We start from the raw sequence: 17,302 nt of genomic DNA on the forward strand, positions 1-17,302 counted from the left end.
TGTGTTTATATCTGTATAAATCAAACAATTAAACTTATTAAATCTTTTATAATAAAATAGTTGTAATGCCGAAGTGGATAAAAACATCGTTGAAAATATTGGGGGCTGTAATAGGGATTATAATAATTGCCTTTGCCGGCATTTCTATGTATATTATTTTCAACAAGGAAAAGGTGCTCAAAATGATCACCACCGAACTAAATAAAAACCTGGATGGTACACTCACTATCGGCAAGCTTGATCCTACATTTTTTAAAGGATTTCCGGGAATTTCTGTTAGTTTAAAAGATGTGGTTATTAAAGATCAGCGATGGCCCGCTCATCATCATACTTTATTGGATGCCAAAAACTTTGATGTTTCTGTAAATGCAGCGGCGCTGTTAAAAGGCAGCGTGGAGATAAACAAGGTATCCATTAGTGAGGCGAATATCGATTTGTTTACCGATAGCACTGGTTACAGTAATACAGCCGTTTTTAAGGGTAAACCTAAAGAAAAAAACGCTCCGACAGATAAAAACGGATCTTCAACCCAGATAAAACGCTTTAACCTTAGCAACGTTAATTTTGTGGTTGATGACCGTAAAGCCTTTAAGCTGTTTAAGTTTCAGGTAAATGATGTAAACGGGCAGATGCAATACCCGGCAACCGGCTGGCATGCCTATATCAAGCTGCAAACATTGGTTAAAAATTTTTCTTTCAATACCAAAAGAGGTAGCTTTATGAAAAACAAACTGCTGGATGGCATATTTGACATAACTTACAATGAACCAGCAAAGCTGATAACTGTAGCACCCAATGTTTTAAACATTGGCGACGATGAATTTACCATTGGAGGTAAATTTAATGTGGCCAAACCCAATGTGGAATTTGTGCTTAATATTAAGAATGACGAAATTTTGTGGACAAGCGCTGCCCAGCTATTGGCTCCCAACATTACAAAAAGCCTCAGCATGTTTAATATTAACAATCCTATCGCGGTTACGTGTGATATTGCAGGCGCTTTTGGCGGAGGCGGCGATCCGTCCATTTTTGTTACTGCCAAAGTAAAAGATAATGTGGTGACCATACCCGGCGTTAAGATTGAAAACTGTAGTTTCAACGGCGTATTCTCCAATAATTACATCAACGGAAAGGGTTTGAGTGATGAAAACTCGGTGATAAAACTTTATCACTTTAATGGCACCTACCAAAAGATTCCCTTTACTATTGATACAGCCTTCATCAACAATTTAAATACGCCCATTGCAAGCGGCATCTTTAAATCGCATTTTGATATCGCGAAGCTTAATCGCGCCGTTGGCGATGATGATCTTAAATTCACCAAAGGTTATGCCGATTTGAAGCTGGCCTATAAAGCCGACCTGGTTAATTATAGAATCACCAAGCCTAAACTTGCCGGCACTATCAACATTAAAAACGCCAATGTAAGTTACGTGCCGCGTAACCTGAATTTTAAAAACACGGCTATCACCATCAAATTTTCGGGCAATAATTTATTGCTGAACAATATTCGCATGCAATCGGGCAACAGCATTGTGTTTATGGAAGGCCGGGTAAACAATTTTCTTAACTTGTATTATACAGCTCCGGAAAAAATAGTGCTTAACTGGCAGGTGCGCAGTCCGCAATTGCACCTGGCAGAGTTTTTAGGATTTTTAAACAGCCGGCAGTCTACCGGGGAGATTAAATCGTCCGGTAAAAAAACCAATATCAATAGTGCACTGAGCACTGCTTTTGAAAAAGGCAAGGCCGAAATACACCTCAGGGTTGATAAAGTATATTATAAAAACTTTTTAGCTACAGATGCCACTGCAAATTTTTTAATGGCTGATAATGTCATCAAAATAAATAATGTAAGTGTTAAAAACGCAGGTGGTTCATTAAAACTAAATGGCAGCTTTGTGCAAAACGGAGCCACTAATAACTTCACTATCAATACTAAAATTGATGATGTGAATACCAGCAACTTCTTTTCCTCGTTTAATAATTTTGGTATGCAAAATTTCACATCAAAAAACCTTAGCGGTTTATTATCCGCGCAGGCTCATTTAACCGGTGGCATAAATAGCCAGGGTAATTTGGTTCCACGATCATTGAAAGGATTGGTTACCGTTAACCTAAAAAAAGGGGCGCTGCTTAACTTTACACCTATTACAAGTGTAGGTAAATTTGCTTTCCCTTTCAGGGATCTTAAAAATATCAGGTTTGCTAATTTGGATATGAAGTTTAATATTGACGGAGATAAGATCAATATTGACCCTATGCAAATCAATTCAAGCGCTATAAATATGGATGTTGCCGGCGTTTATTCCTTATCAAAGGGTACCAACATTGCTATGGATATTCCTTTACGTAATCCTAAAGGCGATACCGCTATTATTGATGTAACCCAACGCAATAAAAAACGTATGAAAGGTATTGTGCTTCATATACTGGCCGCTGATGGCGAAGATGGGAAAATAAAAATAAAGTGGAACAAAAACAGGGATAAAAAAGACGATAAAGACAAAAAAGACAAGGATGAAAAAGGTCCGGAAGAAAATGGCACAAAATAGTTACAATAAATCCTTATATATGCCTCATTTTTAGCATTCAAATACTTGTATTTTTGACACAATAATAGCAATTTAATGCGTATCTTTGTGCATCCATTTAAGAGATATCACATTTGATTAAACTTTTACCGGTCACTGCACTATATTTCAATATTGTAAATACCGCGCATCCTAATGCTATAATGTCAAAAGCCAACCCACGTTTTATAAATATTCCGGGTTTAGAAAAATTCATAGGAGCACCGTTTAATTCATCATATATTTATACTGCAGGTTAAACCAACCGTGTAAAATCTTATCGGACTAATAATTAGCTGAAAAAAATCTATTCAAAAAAATGAGACAACTCAAAATATCCCAATCCATTACCAATCGTGAATCTCAATCACTTGAAAAATATCTTCACGAGATAGGTAAAGTAGATTTAATAACCGCACAGGAAGAAGTGATCCTGGCGCAGAAGATTCGTGAGGGTGATCAAGCTGCATTAGAACGGTTAACAAAAACCAACCTGCGTTTCGTGGTTTCGGTTGCAAAGCAATACCAAAACCAGGGCCTTACCTTAGGTGACCTTATAAACGAAGGAAACTTAGGTTTGATTAAGGCTGCAAAACGTTTTGATGAAACCAAAGGCTTTAAATTTATTTCGTACGCAGTATGGTGGATCCGTCAATCTATATTATCTGCCGTTGCCGAGCAATCACGTATTGTACGTTTACCTTTGAACCAGATTGGTTCATTAAGTAAAATTCACAAAGCGGCATCTAAATTAGAGCAAGAATTTGAAAGACAACCAACACCAGAAGAACTGGCGGATGATTTGGAAATATCTGTTGATAAAATTGCCGATTCATTAAGCAACGCTGGCAGACAGGTATCAATGGACGCTCCATTTATACAAGGTGAAGAAAATACTTTGCTTGATGTTTTGCAAAGCACCGATGCCGCAACTGATACCGAACTGATGATGGATTCATTATCACAAGAGATCAAACGTTCATTAGGTATCCTTGCCGAACGTGACCGCGAGGTTATCATCCTGTTTTTTGGCTTAGGTGGTTATGCTGCCCATTCTTTAGAAGAAATTGGTGAGAAATTTAACCTTACCCGCGAGCGTGTACGCCAGTTAAAAGATAAAGCGTTGATGCGTTTACGTCACAACTCAAAATCAAATCTTTTACAATCATACTTGAACTAAGAGATTAGCCGGATGCAGATGCATCCGAAAACATATTTGAAACGCGAATGGTGAAAATCATCCGCGTTTTTTTTGTGCTCTGGGATTTCATTGCAAGGAATAAAATCCCAGAGGAGATAAAGAGGGAAATAATGTTTTGAAGTGTTTGTCATCCTGAACGATAGTGAAGGATCTATTATGCGCTATGCTTCTTCGCCCTGTAAAGTCTGCGAATAGATCCTTCACTATCGTTCAGGATGACAAAAGTTTTTCAAAAAAAGTAATAGTAGAAGCGAACCAACGACGCGTGGAAATAATAACGGGTTAAATAAAATTTACCCACAAAAAAAAGCATCTGCCCATTGTGGAGCAGATGCTTGTACGATTCTTTATATAATAGTTAAGTCTTAACCTACTTTTACATTTACCGCGTTTAAGCCTTTTTTACCTTGTTCTACATCGTAGGTAACACTGTCGTTTTCACGGATAGTATCGATAAGGCCTGAGGCATGTACAAAAACTTCGGCACCACCATTTGTAGGTGTAATAAATCCGAAACCTTTGCTTTCATTGAAAAATTTTACTGTTCCTTGCATTATATTTTTATTTAATTAAGCAAATGTACAGTTAATTAATCAACAATCTATTATAAATAAGGCAATTAAGTTTTTAATTGAAATTTAATCAACAATAAAGGCCCCGCAATACGCCCGGAGCCTTTATTATTAGCATGTTAGCCCCGCTGCTAACGAGTCAAAGCAGTACTGCTGTAAACATGGTATTCGCCCGGTGCAAGTGTTATGGAATAGGTTAATGAAACCACATTTATGCTGGCGCCGGTTAAGACATCGGTATAAGTACCAGTAGTTGGGAAGGTGATATTGGCCGTTTGCGATGCCACATCAAAATTACCTACCACTTCAACATTGGCGCTGGCATCCTTCAACTGGATTGTTTTAATTCCTCCCGAAAGGTTGTAAACATAATTTGTAGTGGCAAACACCGCGTTCTTTTTATGCAGGTTTATCAATTGCGAATATATGCTGTATAAATGCCTGCGCTGCGGATCAGCATTGTAATTCCACAGTATAGGTTTATTATTGGTACGCCCAAAAAGATCAATGGATTTATCATAACCCAGCTCGCCAAACTGCCATATCATTTTAGGACCCGGTACCGATAGCAGGAACGCGGCAGCCATCTCCTCGCGTTTTAAGCCTGTGGGTATATCTTTTGTACTGTAACTGCCGGATACGTTTCCATAAGTCTCGTTCTTAAACATCAGGCGTTCCTCGTCATGACTTTCAAAATAGCCTACCAACTGGTATGGCAGGGTAAATGTATGCTGATCATAAAACAGTCCCTGGAAATTTGAATTAGTTAGCCAGCCCATGGTAGCCTCATTGGCATTATAATTTAAATTATTCCACAACATCATACCTTCTCCGGCCAGTTCTTTCTCTTCCTGGTTGGCGGCAAAGTGCTCCAGTATTACATAGAAGTTATTATTATCGATGCTTTTAATATAGTTGTTATACTCTTTCCAGATAGCAACCCGACTGGCATCATATTGCCCCCACGGCCCAACGGCTGCGTCGCCGGTACCATAGTTAACTTGTGTAAAGCCCTTGGAAAGATCAAACCTAAAACCATCAATTTTATATTCCTGCATCCAGAATTTCAATACATTTTTTACAAAATATTTGGTAGCTGCACTCTCATGGTTAAACTGGTACCCTACATTATAAGGGTGTGTAGGATCAACATTATACCAGGGATTATTGGCAGCAGGTTTGCCCGCGGCTGTGTTAAAATACATTTGCACCATTGGCGATTGCCCGAACGAATGGTTAAGAACCATATCCTGGATAACCGCAATACCGCGCGAATGGCACTCATCAATAAATGCCTTTAAAGCATTTTTAGTACCGTAATATTTATCGGGCGCAAAGTAAAATGATGGGTTATATCCCCATGACTGGTTACCCTCAAACTCATTAATGGGCATAAGCTCAATGGCATTTACACCAAGATTAGCCAAATAGTTAAGCGTATCTTTCAGGGTTTGATAGTTGTGATTATCGGTAAAATCGCGCACAAGGAGCTCATAAATAACCAGTTTCTTTTTCTCGGGGCGAGCGAAGGTGGCGTTTTTCCAACTGTAGGCAGGTTGATTGGCCTGCAAAACACTTACATTACCGGTTGTTTTGCCGATTGGGTAAGCCTTTAAACCCGGATATGTATCGGCCGTTATATTTTTATCATTGTCCGGATCAAGCACCTTTTCGGTATATGGATCGGCCACTTTAAGGCTGCCATCAATTAAATACTGGTAAGCATATTCTGTACTCGCATCTAGGTTATCTATCTGGATCCACCAGCGCTTGCCATCTGGCGTGTGGTTCATCGCGTATTTAGCATCAGCTGTCCAGCTATTAAAATCGCCTATAACACTTACTGATGTTTTTGACGGAGCATATAAGTTTAAAATGACTGATTTACCTGAGTTTAAATAGGTAACTCCATCTACCGCGCCTGCGGGTAATTCCTTTCCGCCAGTTACCACCGAATCTCCGGGAACGTTCCCGGAACCGCCCTTAGAAGGAGATGTTTTTTTGCATGCAGTAAAACTGATCAGCAGCAAGCCGACCAGCAAAAAGTAAAAGTTTTTGATTATCATATATTACCTGTTTATAAAATTGGTTCAATAAAAGTAGTCTGAATTTTTTATTTAAGTACCCGAATACTCAAAATAAAATCTCCCTGGTATTTGTTCCGGAAGTTATAGTTTGAAAATCAGACATTTACAAATGTATATAATCCAATTTTAAGAAGCAAGCTTTAAGATGCGGGTAAAGAGAAAGTAAAGCAGGGTGAAGATAAAGGAACCATGTGGTTTAAACTTAGCAAATCGCCCCGCAAACTTGCCTAATTAATTACAGCCGGTACAGTCACCCCTCGTCACCCTCCCACTATTTTTAAATAAAATAGTAAACCAAGAAAAATTATACTTAGCATTGTGCTTATTTAGAATCATTCTTGAAAAAGTTCTTCGCCACCATATTGCTTATAGCCCACCTTTTCAATATAGGCGGATATATGGTGTTGAGCCAATACCTGGTTTACCAATCTGATAAATTCGCGGCCGAACAGATTAGCAAAGGAAAATACGATACCACCAACCTTATCGAAATAAAGATACCTCAACACATGCCCCAAATACACGATTGGAAATCATTTGTGTGCGTATCTGGCCAGGTTCAGTTTGCCGGCATTGCCTATAACTATGTAAAACTCAAGGTAACCCGCGATACAGTATTTGTACAGTGCATTCCAAATTACGAAACCACCAAATTACTAACCGACAATGTGATATATGCCAAACAGCTCAACGATATCCCGATAAGCAAAAAGGCGCACGAGTCATCCGGAAAAAAAACGGGAGTGGATAATAAATACAACTACCCTATAACAGCATACACGTTTACATCCAGGGTATCGGCAATCAAAAAACTAAACACTTTTATTTTTATTGATATCAATCAACCGCTGATCCTGATAGATGGCCGCCCGCCAGAAAACATTGCCTAAGCAGCTTTTATCATTTTTTTGTTCCCCTCAGCAACAGATGGCAGTAGTAATGCATGGCTATTTATTGCCTTACAGCTAATTATCGGCCATATCTATCAAAATAAAACGATTCATGACTAATTTTTATAAAATACTTTTTTCGGTTCTGTTCATTACAGCGTCTGGTTCTGCACTGGCACAAAAGAGCGTCAAAGATACCTTACACCTCGATAGTGTAATTATTAAAGAAAGTCGCTCTAAATATCTGCCCACCATCGTTGGTAACTATATTTTCGCCGGTAAAAACACACATTTAATATACCCTGATGCGGGCAAGGTAAACCTGGCCAACAATACTGCACGGATGGTCTTCGCCAAAGTTCCGGGTGTTAACTCCTGGGAAATGGATGGCGCCGGCCTGCAGCTAAACATTGGCACACGCGGTACCGATCCGCACCGGTCAATTGAAATGAATATGCGCCAAAATGGGTATAATACCAATTCGGACGCGTTTGGTTATCCCGAAAATCATTACAATGTCCCGTTCCAGGCCATCAGCGAAATTCAGTTTGTACGCGGCTCGGCTGCTTTGCAATTTGGGTCGCAGTTTGGCGGCATGGTCAACTACAAAATAAAAGAAGGCGACAGCACTAAGGTTTTCGGTATCGAAAGCGAACAAACCGCGGGCTCAAACAACTTCTTCAATTCGTATAATGCTATTGGGGGCAAGGTAGGCAAGGTGAGCTATTACGCTTTTTACTCCACCCGCAGAGGCGATGGCTGGCGACCAAACGCTGCCTTTAATTATCACGCCTATTATGCCAATATCAAATACCAGTTTAGCAGCAAAGGCAGTATAGCCCTGCAGTTTTCCCGGTCGGATTATGTGCAGCAGATTGCGGGAGGCTTAACAGACGCGCAGTTTGAGGCCGATAACCGGCAGTCGTTCCGGGCCAGGAATTTCTTTAACCCGGAGATTAATATTCCCGCCCTCTTATTTAACTACGCGTTTAGCAGTAACACAAAACTGGAAGTTACATCGCATGTATTGTTTGGGCAACGTAACAGCGTACAGTTCATCAACACACCCAACATTAAGGATACGGTTAATGCCAGCTTAAAAACCTTTAATCCGCGCCAGGTTGATAGGGATTACTATGCCGGCTTTACTACCGAGGCCCGCTTACTGCACACCTACAAACTGGGCAACCTGAACAGTACATTTACCACCGGGGTAAGGTTTTTTGAGGAAACTACAAAGCGCAAGCAAAAAGGAACAGGTACCATTGCATCCGATTTCGATTTGACTTTGGTTAAACCTTATGGTATCGACCTGAGATTGCATTCGCTCAATTACGCTGTCTTTGCCGAAAATATTTTCCAGGTAACACCCGAATTTACGATAACTCCGGGTGTGAGATACGAAGTGATCAAAAGCACCACATCGGGTGTTATTAATAATGCCACCTTCCCTATTGGGTATAAAGGCAACCGGAATTTCCCGTTGTTTGGTACAGGGCTACAATACCAGTTTAGCAATGGCAGCCAGCTATATGGCAACATTTCGCAGGCATACCGACCCTACCTGTACGCCGCTGTTACCCCTGCCGATCAGCTGACAATTATTGATCCTAATATTAAGGATAGCCGAGGTTATGATATCGACCTGGGTTATCGCGGGCATATCGGCACCATTTTTAATTATGATGTTAACGGCTTTTACGTTTACTACGGCAACCGTGCAGGTACATTAACCCAAACCGACGCGCAAAATGTAAACCATTTATTTTTAACTAATATAGGCAACGGCGTGGCCAAAGGCATTGAAGCCTATACCGAGGTATCATTACTAAGATCATTTAACAAACATGCCGGTAGTGATATCCGTTTGTTCAATTCATTGGCATATACCCATGGCCGCTACACCAGCGGATCCAATAACGCATCGGGTAAAAATATAAGCCTGGCGAACAATCACCTGGAGAATGTACCCGAATGGATAAACCGTACTGGTTTAACATTTTTAAGCGGAGCCTTTAGCAGCACCCTGCAATTGAGCTATACCAGCAAAAGCTTTAGCGATGCCAATAACACCGTATTTAACCCAACAGGGGCAACCGGCGTTGTACCTGCCTACCATGTGGTTGACTGGGCTTTTAATTATAGCTTCCTTAAAAACTACCACATTAGTGCCAACGTGAATAACCTGCTGAATGCCCAATACTTTACCCGCCGCATTAATATGTACCCTGGTCCCGGTATTTTGCCTGCGGACGGCCGGACTTTTAACATTGGTTTCGGAATTAAGATTTAACGAAAAATGGCCTCCCGATAATACCAGGAGGCCATTTTCATTTCAGGCTAAGCCTGTTATTTAACGTGCTTTTTTACTATATGTAACAGTTCGGTAAGATCAAAAGGTTTCTTTAAAAAGCCATCGGCCTCGCCAGCCTTTGAAACTTCTTCAATATTATTAACCGCCGAAACGATGATCACAGGGATACCGCTTGTAGCCGGATCGCTTTTTAAGCCTTTACTCAATTGCTGACCATTGGCATCACTCTTCCAATCGGTAAGCCAGTTATCCAGCAAAATCAGGTCGGGATCTATCTCCACCAGCCTTTTTAGTATACGGGCATTATCAGAAGCTATAACTTCGTATTTTTCCTCTTCCAGAACATAAACAATGGTGTCGCGAATGTCTTTATCATCTTCGATCACTAAAATTTTCTTCGCCATAAAGTCCTCATAGTTAGGATCGAATATAATAAATTTTAATTGAAAATTATAAAATTTACCTATAATTCACAACTAGCTATCATATCCAATCACAACCATAACAAATAAAGACTTACCTTTTGTTTTAGCAGGTACGCTTTATGAAGAAAATATTACAGAAAAATTAAATTGTTAGCTATTATAGCAAATACGGCAGCGTGGTTCGTAACTTTCCTTTTCGCCCAATAATATTCTAGATTCATCGGGCACCAGGCGATAAGAATATAAAGCCGGATTACCGCATTGAACACATACGGCGTGCAGCTTGGTAACAGATTCGGCAATTGCCATAATTGCCGGCATCGGACCAAACGGGCGGCCCTTAAAGTCCATATCAAGCCCAGCCACAATAACCCGCACACCCCTGTTTGCCAGTATGGTGCAAACCTCGGGTAGTTGATCATCAAAAAACTGCGCCTCATCAATACCAATTACATGAGCATCATTAGCCAGCAGTAATATAGCAGAAGCACTATCAACAGGAGTTGAAGAAAACTTATTGGCGTTATGTGAAATGATGGCGTCCTCGCCATAACGGGTATCAGATTTAGGGCTGAAGATCTCTATCTTTAATTTGGCAATGCGCGCACGATTAAGCCTCCTGATCAACTCCTCGGTCTTGCCCGAAAACATTGATCCGCAGACAAGTTCAATACTGCCGCCAAATTCACTCTTACGCCTAAAAACATCCTCGTGATATACCATACTTAACTATTGTGGGGCCCAAATATCAGAATTTTATCCTATTTTTGGTAAGCATTTTCCTAACATTGAAGCCATGAAGCAAATGGATGTATTTAAAAAGATCGGCGGCATTTTACAAGAGCTTAATGACCAATATGATTACCTTAAAGCTGACAGCAGCGATCTGAATGAACTTGAACTGGAGCTTTTTGTAGCCAACGCACATTTTTTAAAAGACCACGCCGAAATATTACGCAAAATTCACGAGCGCAAAGTGCTACCTGCTGATGCGCCCGAAGTTGTTGCAAAACCAGAGCCGGTTATAGAAACTCCAAAACCGGCAGCCACTCCCTTACCAAAACAAGAGCCGATATATGAACGCCGCTTTTTTGAGCCGGTAGTACAACAGAAACCGGTTGTTGAAGCTAAACTCGAACTGAGCAATGAGGCAGTTATTCCGGCTCCAGCAGCTTATAACCCTGTTAAACCCGAAATAGCTGAGCCTGCCCCGATTAAAGAGGAACCCGCACCAGTGGTAATTGATTCCAGTTTAGAAAGCACTGTAGATTCATATACTTTTGAAAGCAGTGAACCCATAATTCTCACTAACGAGTTGGTATTGGATGAACCAATAATAACCGAAGAGAAAGAAAAGATAGCCGAACCAGTAGCAATAATTGAACTGCCTGTAGCCGTACAACCGCCTGTAGCTGAGAAACCAACACCAGTAGCCCAGCCAGAACTATTTAAACCAATGGTGACTAAGCCGGAGCCAGCAAAAACAGAAGGCGACCAGATACTTACCTTCAATCAAAAAATGTCGGCCCAAAAAGCCGAAAGGGAAAATGGGTTATCGGCACAGGTAAACGCATTGCCTGTTAATGATCTTAAATCGGCCATTAACCTGAATGATAAACTGCTTTATATTAAAGATCTGTTTAACGGCTACAGCCTGGCCTATAGCGAAGCCATTGAAATAGTGAACCGTTTTAACACTTTTGAAGAAGCCGAACGCTTTTTGAAAACAAATTATGTTGCCAAAAACAACTGGGATAGTAAAGCCGCAACTGCCGAAAAGTTCTACGCTCTTTTAAGGAGAAGATATCCTACGGCTTAAATTATTAGTCAACTAACATTCTTAAAACGTCATTGCAAGTTTTACTATCCGTTTTGGCCTTTGAAGGAGAAAATGACGTAAAAAAAATGGCTGTCATCCTGAGCCTGTCGAAGGATAGTGGGCAAAGGCCTCTCCGCGCGAGTCTTCGACAGGCTCAGACTGACAGGCCCACACGCCCCAAAATCCAAAACCTCATAGGTAGAAACGAAGCAATCCCCCAAGTACAGAGCGGCTCTGCATAGTTGGGGATTGCTTCGTTCCTACCAATAACGGGTGTTTTTAACGTTCTTATCTACTTACAAAGTCGATCCCTGTTTCTTTCCTTCTGCATCCTCACCACCGGTAGCTACATTACCTCCCCTGCCCTTTGGATCAAAAGCGCGGAACTTAATCACACCGCTTTTATAATCAACAGGGCCGGTATAAACTTTGCTGCCGGCATCCGGATCTTTCCCGTTGGTGGTATAGCGTATAGTTAAACCGGGAAACTCTATGTTGCTTGAGTATTTGCCATCTTGCAGACTGATACCCGGTTTTGGCACACGATAGTTATAACCGCCATTGTAATAGCTCAAACGTGGCATTTCTCTTTTACCCAGCGCATTCAAAAATACCGACCATGATTGCTGGTATTCCTGCTGCGCCTTTATAGGATCTTTTTCTGTAGCCCACGCAGGGTCTTGCGCCCATGCACGTTCGGCCAGGCCAAACAGGCGCGGGAAAATCATATAGTCCATACGCTCGGTGCCTTTTACCGTTTCGGCCCATAGCGCTCCCTGTAAGCCTATTATATTGCTTTTGCCATAATCAGTAAGGCGTTGCTTACCTAAAAATATGCTCCTATTTATTGGTGCACCATTTTTATCTACATCGGCATTTTTAAAATAGTCGTAAGGAATAAAGGAATAAAATTTATCTATCCCTAAAAACGCTCCCCAATAGTAACCTGGCTCATCAAATGACTTGTAGTTGGCCATATCAAAGTACAAATTGGTAACGCAGGTAAGCACTACCTTGTAACCGCCATTAGCCAGCTTGTAAGCCAGGTCTTCCTGCCCGCCACCCAAAACATTGTTCCATACATCTGCCTGCAGGTGTTCGCCTGTAAAATCGGGGTTAGGCACATAAGTATCGTTGCCATCAAGCCTGGTTTTGCGCAGGGCCATTTCTTCCCAGCCGGATAAGTGAATGCCTTTAGCTTTCAATATCTGGTTAACGCGGCCGTAAAAATAATACCACAGGTCGCCGGTGTTTTGAATCTCCGGGTGGGTGGCCTTTAAAGCGATATAAGCCGGAGATTTTTCCCATACATGCGGTGGCACTTCATCGCCCCCAAAATGAATGTTTGGCAGCGGTGCACCCGCTTCTTTATAAATGCTGATCAGGTCATCAACAACCCTTTCCACAAAAGTATAGGTTGATGGCACCGATACATTGATCACGTTATCGTTCCAGTACTGTACAGACCGATACTCGGATTTGTCATCGAGATCGCGGAGTAGATATTTGGTGGCTTCCTCCTTTTTACCTTCGGCCATCAGGCGATCATACCGGGCATCCATCGCTTTGATAGAAGCACGGGCATGGCCGGGAGTTTCTATTTCGGGGATTACCGTGATATGGCGATCAGTAGCATATTTCAAAATTTCGATGTATTCAGCTTTGGTATAAAAGCCCGTACCATAAGGATTGTTCACATCCGGGCCCGAACCATGGGATGCCGGCAAATGGTTTTTACTATCCAATGTATGCCCACGTTTTGAGCCAACGGAAGTAAGCTCGGGTAACGACGGAATCTCTATTCTCCAGCCTTCATCATCGGTTAGGTGCAGGTGTAAAACGTTCAGTTTATAAAGACTCATAGCCTCCAGCAATTTGATTACCTGTTTTTGGGGTTGAAAGTTACGGGCTACATCCAACATCACCGCACGGTGCGGGAAACGGGGAGCATCGGTAACTTCAACACAAGAAATTTGTATAGATGATGTTGGCTTAGCTAATGCTGTTACTGGTATCAACGTTTTAAACGATTGTATACCGTAAAACATACCCGCCGCAGTAGTTGCACGGATAGTTATTGCAGATGGCTTAACGCTTAGCTCATACCCTTCTGCATTTAAGCCTTCTTTATATTCAAGCGAAATAACATTATCAGCATACTTATTGGTCGCCCTTTTGCCAAATAAGGCTTTTATGTCATTGTTTAATATCGCTAATTCTTTATCGAACCTTTTATCAGCCGATAAAACATGTATGTTGGCTGTTAATGTAAAAGCGCTCCCCGTTTCCTTATAGCTTACCGGGGTAGGCAAAATTTTAGGCAATTGATCTGCCGGAATATCGCTTACCGTTTTATTCCTGTCGTAAACAATTTCTGGGGTGATTAAGCCCGCGTAGGTAGGCTTATAGGGCTTGATATCAAACGAACCAATGCTGTAGCCCTTTTCGGCCTGGGCATCCCAAACCAGGTAAATACCTTCAGGGGCATCGGTAACGTTTACTACCGGATCGTCATTTACATATTCGATGCGGGCAGATTCACCCGGTTTCAGTTCTTTAAAACCTGCTGTTGGGGTAATACTGTACAGATCGCCGTTTACCTGATTTATTTTGGCATTGCCACTTACCGCGTTTTCGGTAAAGCCACGGCCCGAGTTGAAGTAGAACTTCCATCCACCTGCTGGCAATACGTCTTTACCGCTATTGGTAATTACCAGCGCGGTCAACGCTTCATTTTTACCCTGGTAGTTATTATCCATTACCTCCCAGCTAATGCGCAAATCGGCAGCATTAAATTTTATAGCATCCGTAGTTTTAAAAGCAGAACTCATAAAAAATGCCGCGATAAGCATCGTAGTAAAAATTTTACGCATATAATTTTAGTGTTTAATTTTATTGGACACGTAAATATATACAACTTTTTAAATAATTTTAATAAGTGGAGATTTTATTTACTTCCTGATTTATACAGAACCGTCACGAGTTTTACTATCGCGGGGACACTGAAAAAAAATGACGTTTGAAAATTTTGTTATACTTAGGGACGAAGGATCTATTCGCAGACTGTACCTAGCAAAAAAGCATGGCAACAACAGATCCTTCACTGCGTTCAGTATGACAAAAAGTGATTTATTGTAACCCCGTCATTGCGAGGAACGAAGCAATCTCCCTACTATACAGAGCAGACAGAAAAGCTAAGCCTGCATATTCGCCCTGCCATCGTGGAGATTGCTTCGTGCCTCGCAATGACGCGCGGAGGGCTAAATTGGTCTTAAGTACAATGACCGGCAGACCTTACACCCCGAACTTTATCCAGCCCTCACCCTCGTACCCAAAGGCAAACTGCTTAGGGCGGATGATCTCGGCCAGGATCTCGATAGAATCGACAATTCGCGGACCGGGGCGGTTAAAGTATTGGTTGCCATCGGCAATATACAGCCGATTATTTTTCACGGCCTTCATATCAGCAAAGCCCGGAAGCCGCATTAAAATATCTATTTCCTTTAAACTGCGCTCTATTGAAAAGCCACAGGGCATTACTACGATGATTTCAGGATTTTGCGCACGAATCTCGTCCCAGCTTACATAGGGTGAATGCTTGCCATCCTGGGCCAGCACAGGTGTACCGCCGGCTATGTTTACCAATCCGGGCACCCAGTTGCCAGATATCATCATTGGCTCCAGCCATTCTATACAGGCTACGGTTGGTTTGCTATCTGCAAATTTCAATTTATGTTTAATGATATCAACCCGTTCATTAAGCAATTCCACCAGGTCGGCACCTGCCTGGGGTACATTCAACGCATTGGCTATGGTGATTATATCATTAAAGATATCTTCTACACTATTTGGTCGCAATGAAATGATATGGGCTTTTTTATCAAGATAGTTATCCAGAGCCAGCTCCACATCCGTTAGTGATACCGCGCAAACCTCGCACTGATCCTGCGTAATCACCACATCGGGTGCCAGTTGTTTGATCTGTTCGCGTTTTACCGTGTAAACTGATAAGGCATCGGCAAGAATTTCCTTCACCTTCACATCAATATCGGCACTGCTTAAACCATCAGGAAAATTCGCTTCGGTGCAAACCGGCAATTGTTTTACCGATTCGGGATAGTCGCACTCATGTGAGCGGCCCACCAGGTTATCTTCGAGCCCCAGGGCACATATTATTTCGGTAGCGGATGGAAGTAAGGAGATTATTTTATCAGTTGACATGTTTTCAGACGTGCAATTTCAAATATGCAGATGTGCAAATGTACGGAAGAAGTGCAGATTGATTTGAAAATTTGTCAATTTGAAGATTTGAAATGCAAACTCATTTTCAAATTGTCACATCTTCAAATTTTCAAATCAACTCATCTCCAAATTTTCAATTTAACAACATATCTTTGCCGCAATGATATTTCTTACCTTTTTCATCGGGCTGATAGCCAACTTTATTGGTTACATCCCTCCCGGCAACATTAACCTTTCACTTATACAGATCACTATAAACCGTGGCATAAAAGAGGCTTTACGCTTTATCATCGCTTTTTCATGCGTTGAGTTTTTCTTCACTTATTGCATTATGCAGGCCGCAAGGTGGCTTTCGGGCCAAATGCACCTGGCCGTTATTATCGACTGGGTAATGGTTATCCTTTTTGGCGTATTGGGCGCCATTACCTGGATCCATCGCAATAAACCACCCCAAACTACTTACTCCGAACATGCCAGCATCAAGTATGGCATCCTGCTGGGCTTTTTAAACCCCATGCAAGTACCTTTCTGGATGGTTACAGGAACTTACCTCATTACTCACGAATGGATCCTTGACGGAAGGATAGCCTTAGTGATATTTAGTGTAGGCTCTGCAGCCGGTTCTTTTTTATGCTTATATATCTACGCGCTGTTCGCCCGGTATATACAAAGTAAATTTGCACTTAGTACGCGGTTAATTAATACCAGTATCGCCATCTTGTTTTTCGCCTTTGCGGGGTATCATATTGTGAAGCAGGTTTATCTATCGTTTTTCAAGCATTGATGTGTGCAAATGTGCAGATTTTAAATATGCGGGTGTGCAGATTTCAGATGTGCAGATTTTAAATATGCAAATGTGCAGATGATGAAAAAATTTGAAGATAGGTTGATTTGAGGATTTGAAAATGGTTGTGGAGATGGTTTTTGAACTGGAAATTTAAAACCCGCGTCATTGCTGTAAGGGTTTAGTAATTCGGTAACAGAATCAGGTATTTTTATTTGTTGTTTAGGGTGACCATATCGATAGGTTTTTTACCATTGATGCCCTGATGTGGCCGTTCCCAGTTATAATAAACAAGATATTTGAGGAGTTCATCTTCCAGCTCTTCAAAGCTGTCGAAATCGGTATCTTCAATAAGGTCTTCTTTAAGGGTCCTCCAAAAGCGTTCCACCTTGCCG

13 protein-coding genes are annotated in these 17,302 nt (G+C 41.4%); 6 read left to right on the forward strand and 7 right to left on the reverse strand.

Annotation, left to right across the window (positions count from 1 at the left end):
- Positions 1-65: 65 nt before the first annotated feature.
- Complete coding sequence (locus AC1DYB_RS16785) at positions 66-2,555, forward strand: AsmA family protein (RefSeq protein ID WP_477436616.1); 2,490 nt, start codon at positions 66-68, stop codon at positions 2,553-2,555.
- A gap of 337 nt (positions 2,556-2,892) precedes the next feature.
- A complete protein-coding gene (locus AC1DYB_RS16790; RefSeq protein WP_295721622.1) occupies positions 2,893-3,753 on the forward strand; it encodes a sigma-70 family RNA polymerase sigma factor in 861 nt (286 codons plus the stop codon).
- Positions 3,754-4,139: 386 nt separating this feature from the next.
- On the opposite strand, the gene AC1DYB_RS16795 is transcribed toward AC1DYB_RS16790, so the two are convergent.
- Complete coding sequence (locus tag AC1DYB_RS16795) at positions 4,140-4,331, reverse strand: cold-shock protein (RefSeq protein WP_091145844.1); 192 nt, start codon at positions 4,329-4,331, stop codon at positions 4,140-4,142.
- 146 nt (positions 4,332-4,477) lie between these two features.
- Positions 4,478-6,412: an alpha-amylase family glycosyl hydrolase gene (locus AC1DYB_RS16800; protein ID WP_477436618.1), complete on the reverse strand. Its 1,935-nt coding sequence runs from the start codon at positions 6,410-6,412 to the stop codon at positions 4,478-4,480.
- A gap of 359 nt (positions 6,413-6,771) precedes the next feature.
- Here AC1DYB_RS16800 and AC1DYB_RS16805 point away from each other — a divergent pair, with 359 nt between their 5' ends.
- Positions 6,772-7,323 carry a hypothetical protein gene (locus tag AC1DYB_RS16805; RefSeq protein ID WP_477396221.1) on the forward strand — a complete coding sequence of 184 codons (552 nt, stop codon included), beginning with the start codon at positions 6,772-6,774 and terminating at the stop codon, positions 7,321-7,323.
- A 112-nt stretch (positions 7,324-7,435) separates the two neighbouring features.
- Entirely contained in the window at positions 7,436-9,616 is a 2,181-nt protein-coding gene (locus tag AC1DYB_RS16810; RefSeq protein ID WP_477436620.1) for a TonB-dependent receptor family protein, read from the forward strand.
- Positions 9,617-9,672: 56 nt separating this feature from the next.
- On the opposite strand, the gene AC1DYB_RS16815 is transcribed toward AC1DYB_RS16810, so the two are convergent.
- Positions 9,673-10,041: a response regulator gene (locus tag AC1DYB_RS16815; RefSeq protein ID WP_295721614.1), complete on the reverse strand. Its 369-nt coding sequence runs from the start codon at positions 10,039-10,041 to the stop codon at positions 9,673-9,675.
- A 171-nt stretch (positions 10,042-10,212) separates the two neighbouring features.
- A complete protein-coding gene (locus AC1DYB_RS16820) occupies positions 10,213-10,785 on the reverse strand; it encodes a thymidine kinase (RefSeq protein ID WP_477396225.1) in 573 nt (190 codons plus the stop codon).
- A 73-nt stretch (positions 10,786-10,858) separates the two neighbouring features.
- Here AC1DYB_RS16820 and AC1DYB_RS16825 point away from each other — a divergent pair, with 73 nt between their 5' ends.
- Complete coding sequence (locus tag AC1DYB_RS16825; RefSeq protein WP_477436622.1) at positions 10,859-11,881, forward strand: hypothetical protein; 1,023 nt, start codon at positions 10,859-10,861, stop codon at positions 11,879-11,881.
- Between the two features lie 296 nt (positions 11,882-12,177).
- Here the strand turns inward: AC1DYB_RS16825 and AC1DYB_RS16830 are convergent, their stop codons facing one another.
- A complete protein-coding gene (locus AC1DYB_RS16830) occupies positions 12,178-14,754 on the reverse strand; it encodes a family 20 glycosylhydrolase (protein ID WP_477436624.1) in 2,577 nt (858 codons plus the stop codon).
- 421 nt (positions 14,755-15,175) lie between these two features.
- Positions 15,176-16,102: a cobalamin-binding protein gene (locus tag AC1DYB_RS16835; protein WP_477436626.1), complete on the reverse strand. Its 927-nt coding sequence runs from the start codon at positions 16,100-16,102 to the stop codon at positions 15,176-15,178.
- 181 nt (positions 16,103-16,283) lie between these two features.
- Here AC1DYB_RS16835 and AC1DYB_RS16840 point away from each other — a divergent pair, with 181 nt between their 5' ends.
- Positions 16,284-16,907 carry a LysE family translocator gene (locus tag AC1DYB_RS16840; protein ID WP_295721511.1) on the forward strand — a complete coding sequence of 208 codons (624 nt, stop codon included), beginning with the start codon at positions 16,284-16,286 and terminating at the stop codon, positions 16,905-16,907.
- 211 nt (positions 16,908-17,118) lie between these two features.
- Here AC1DYB_RS16840 and AC1DYB_RS16845 read toward each other — a convergent pair.
- A partial coding sequence (locus AC1DYB_RS16845) for an integrase core domain-containing protein (RefSeq protein WP_477436628.1) occupies positions 17,119-17,302 on the reverse strand: 184 nt, incomplete at its 5' end.

This window comes from Mucilaginibacter sp. P2_A4 (assembly GCF_056405015.1).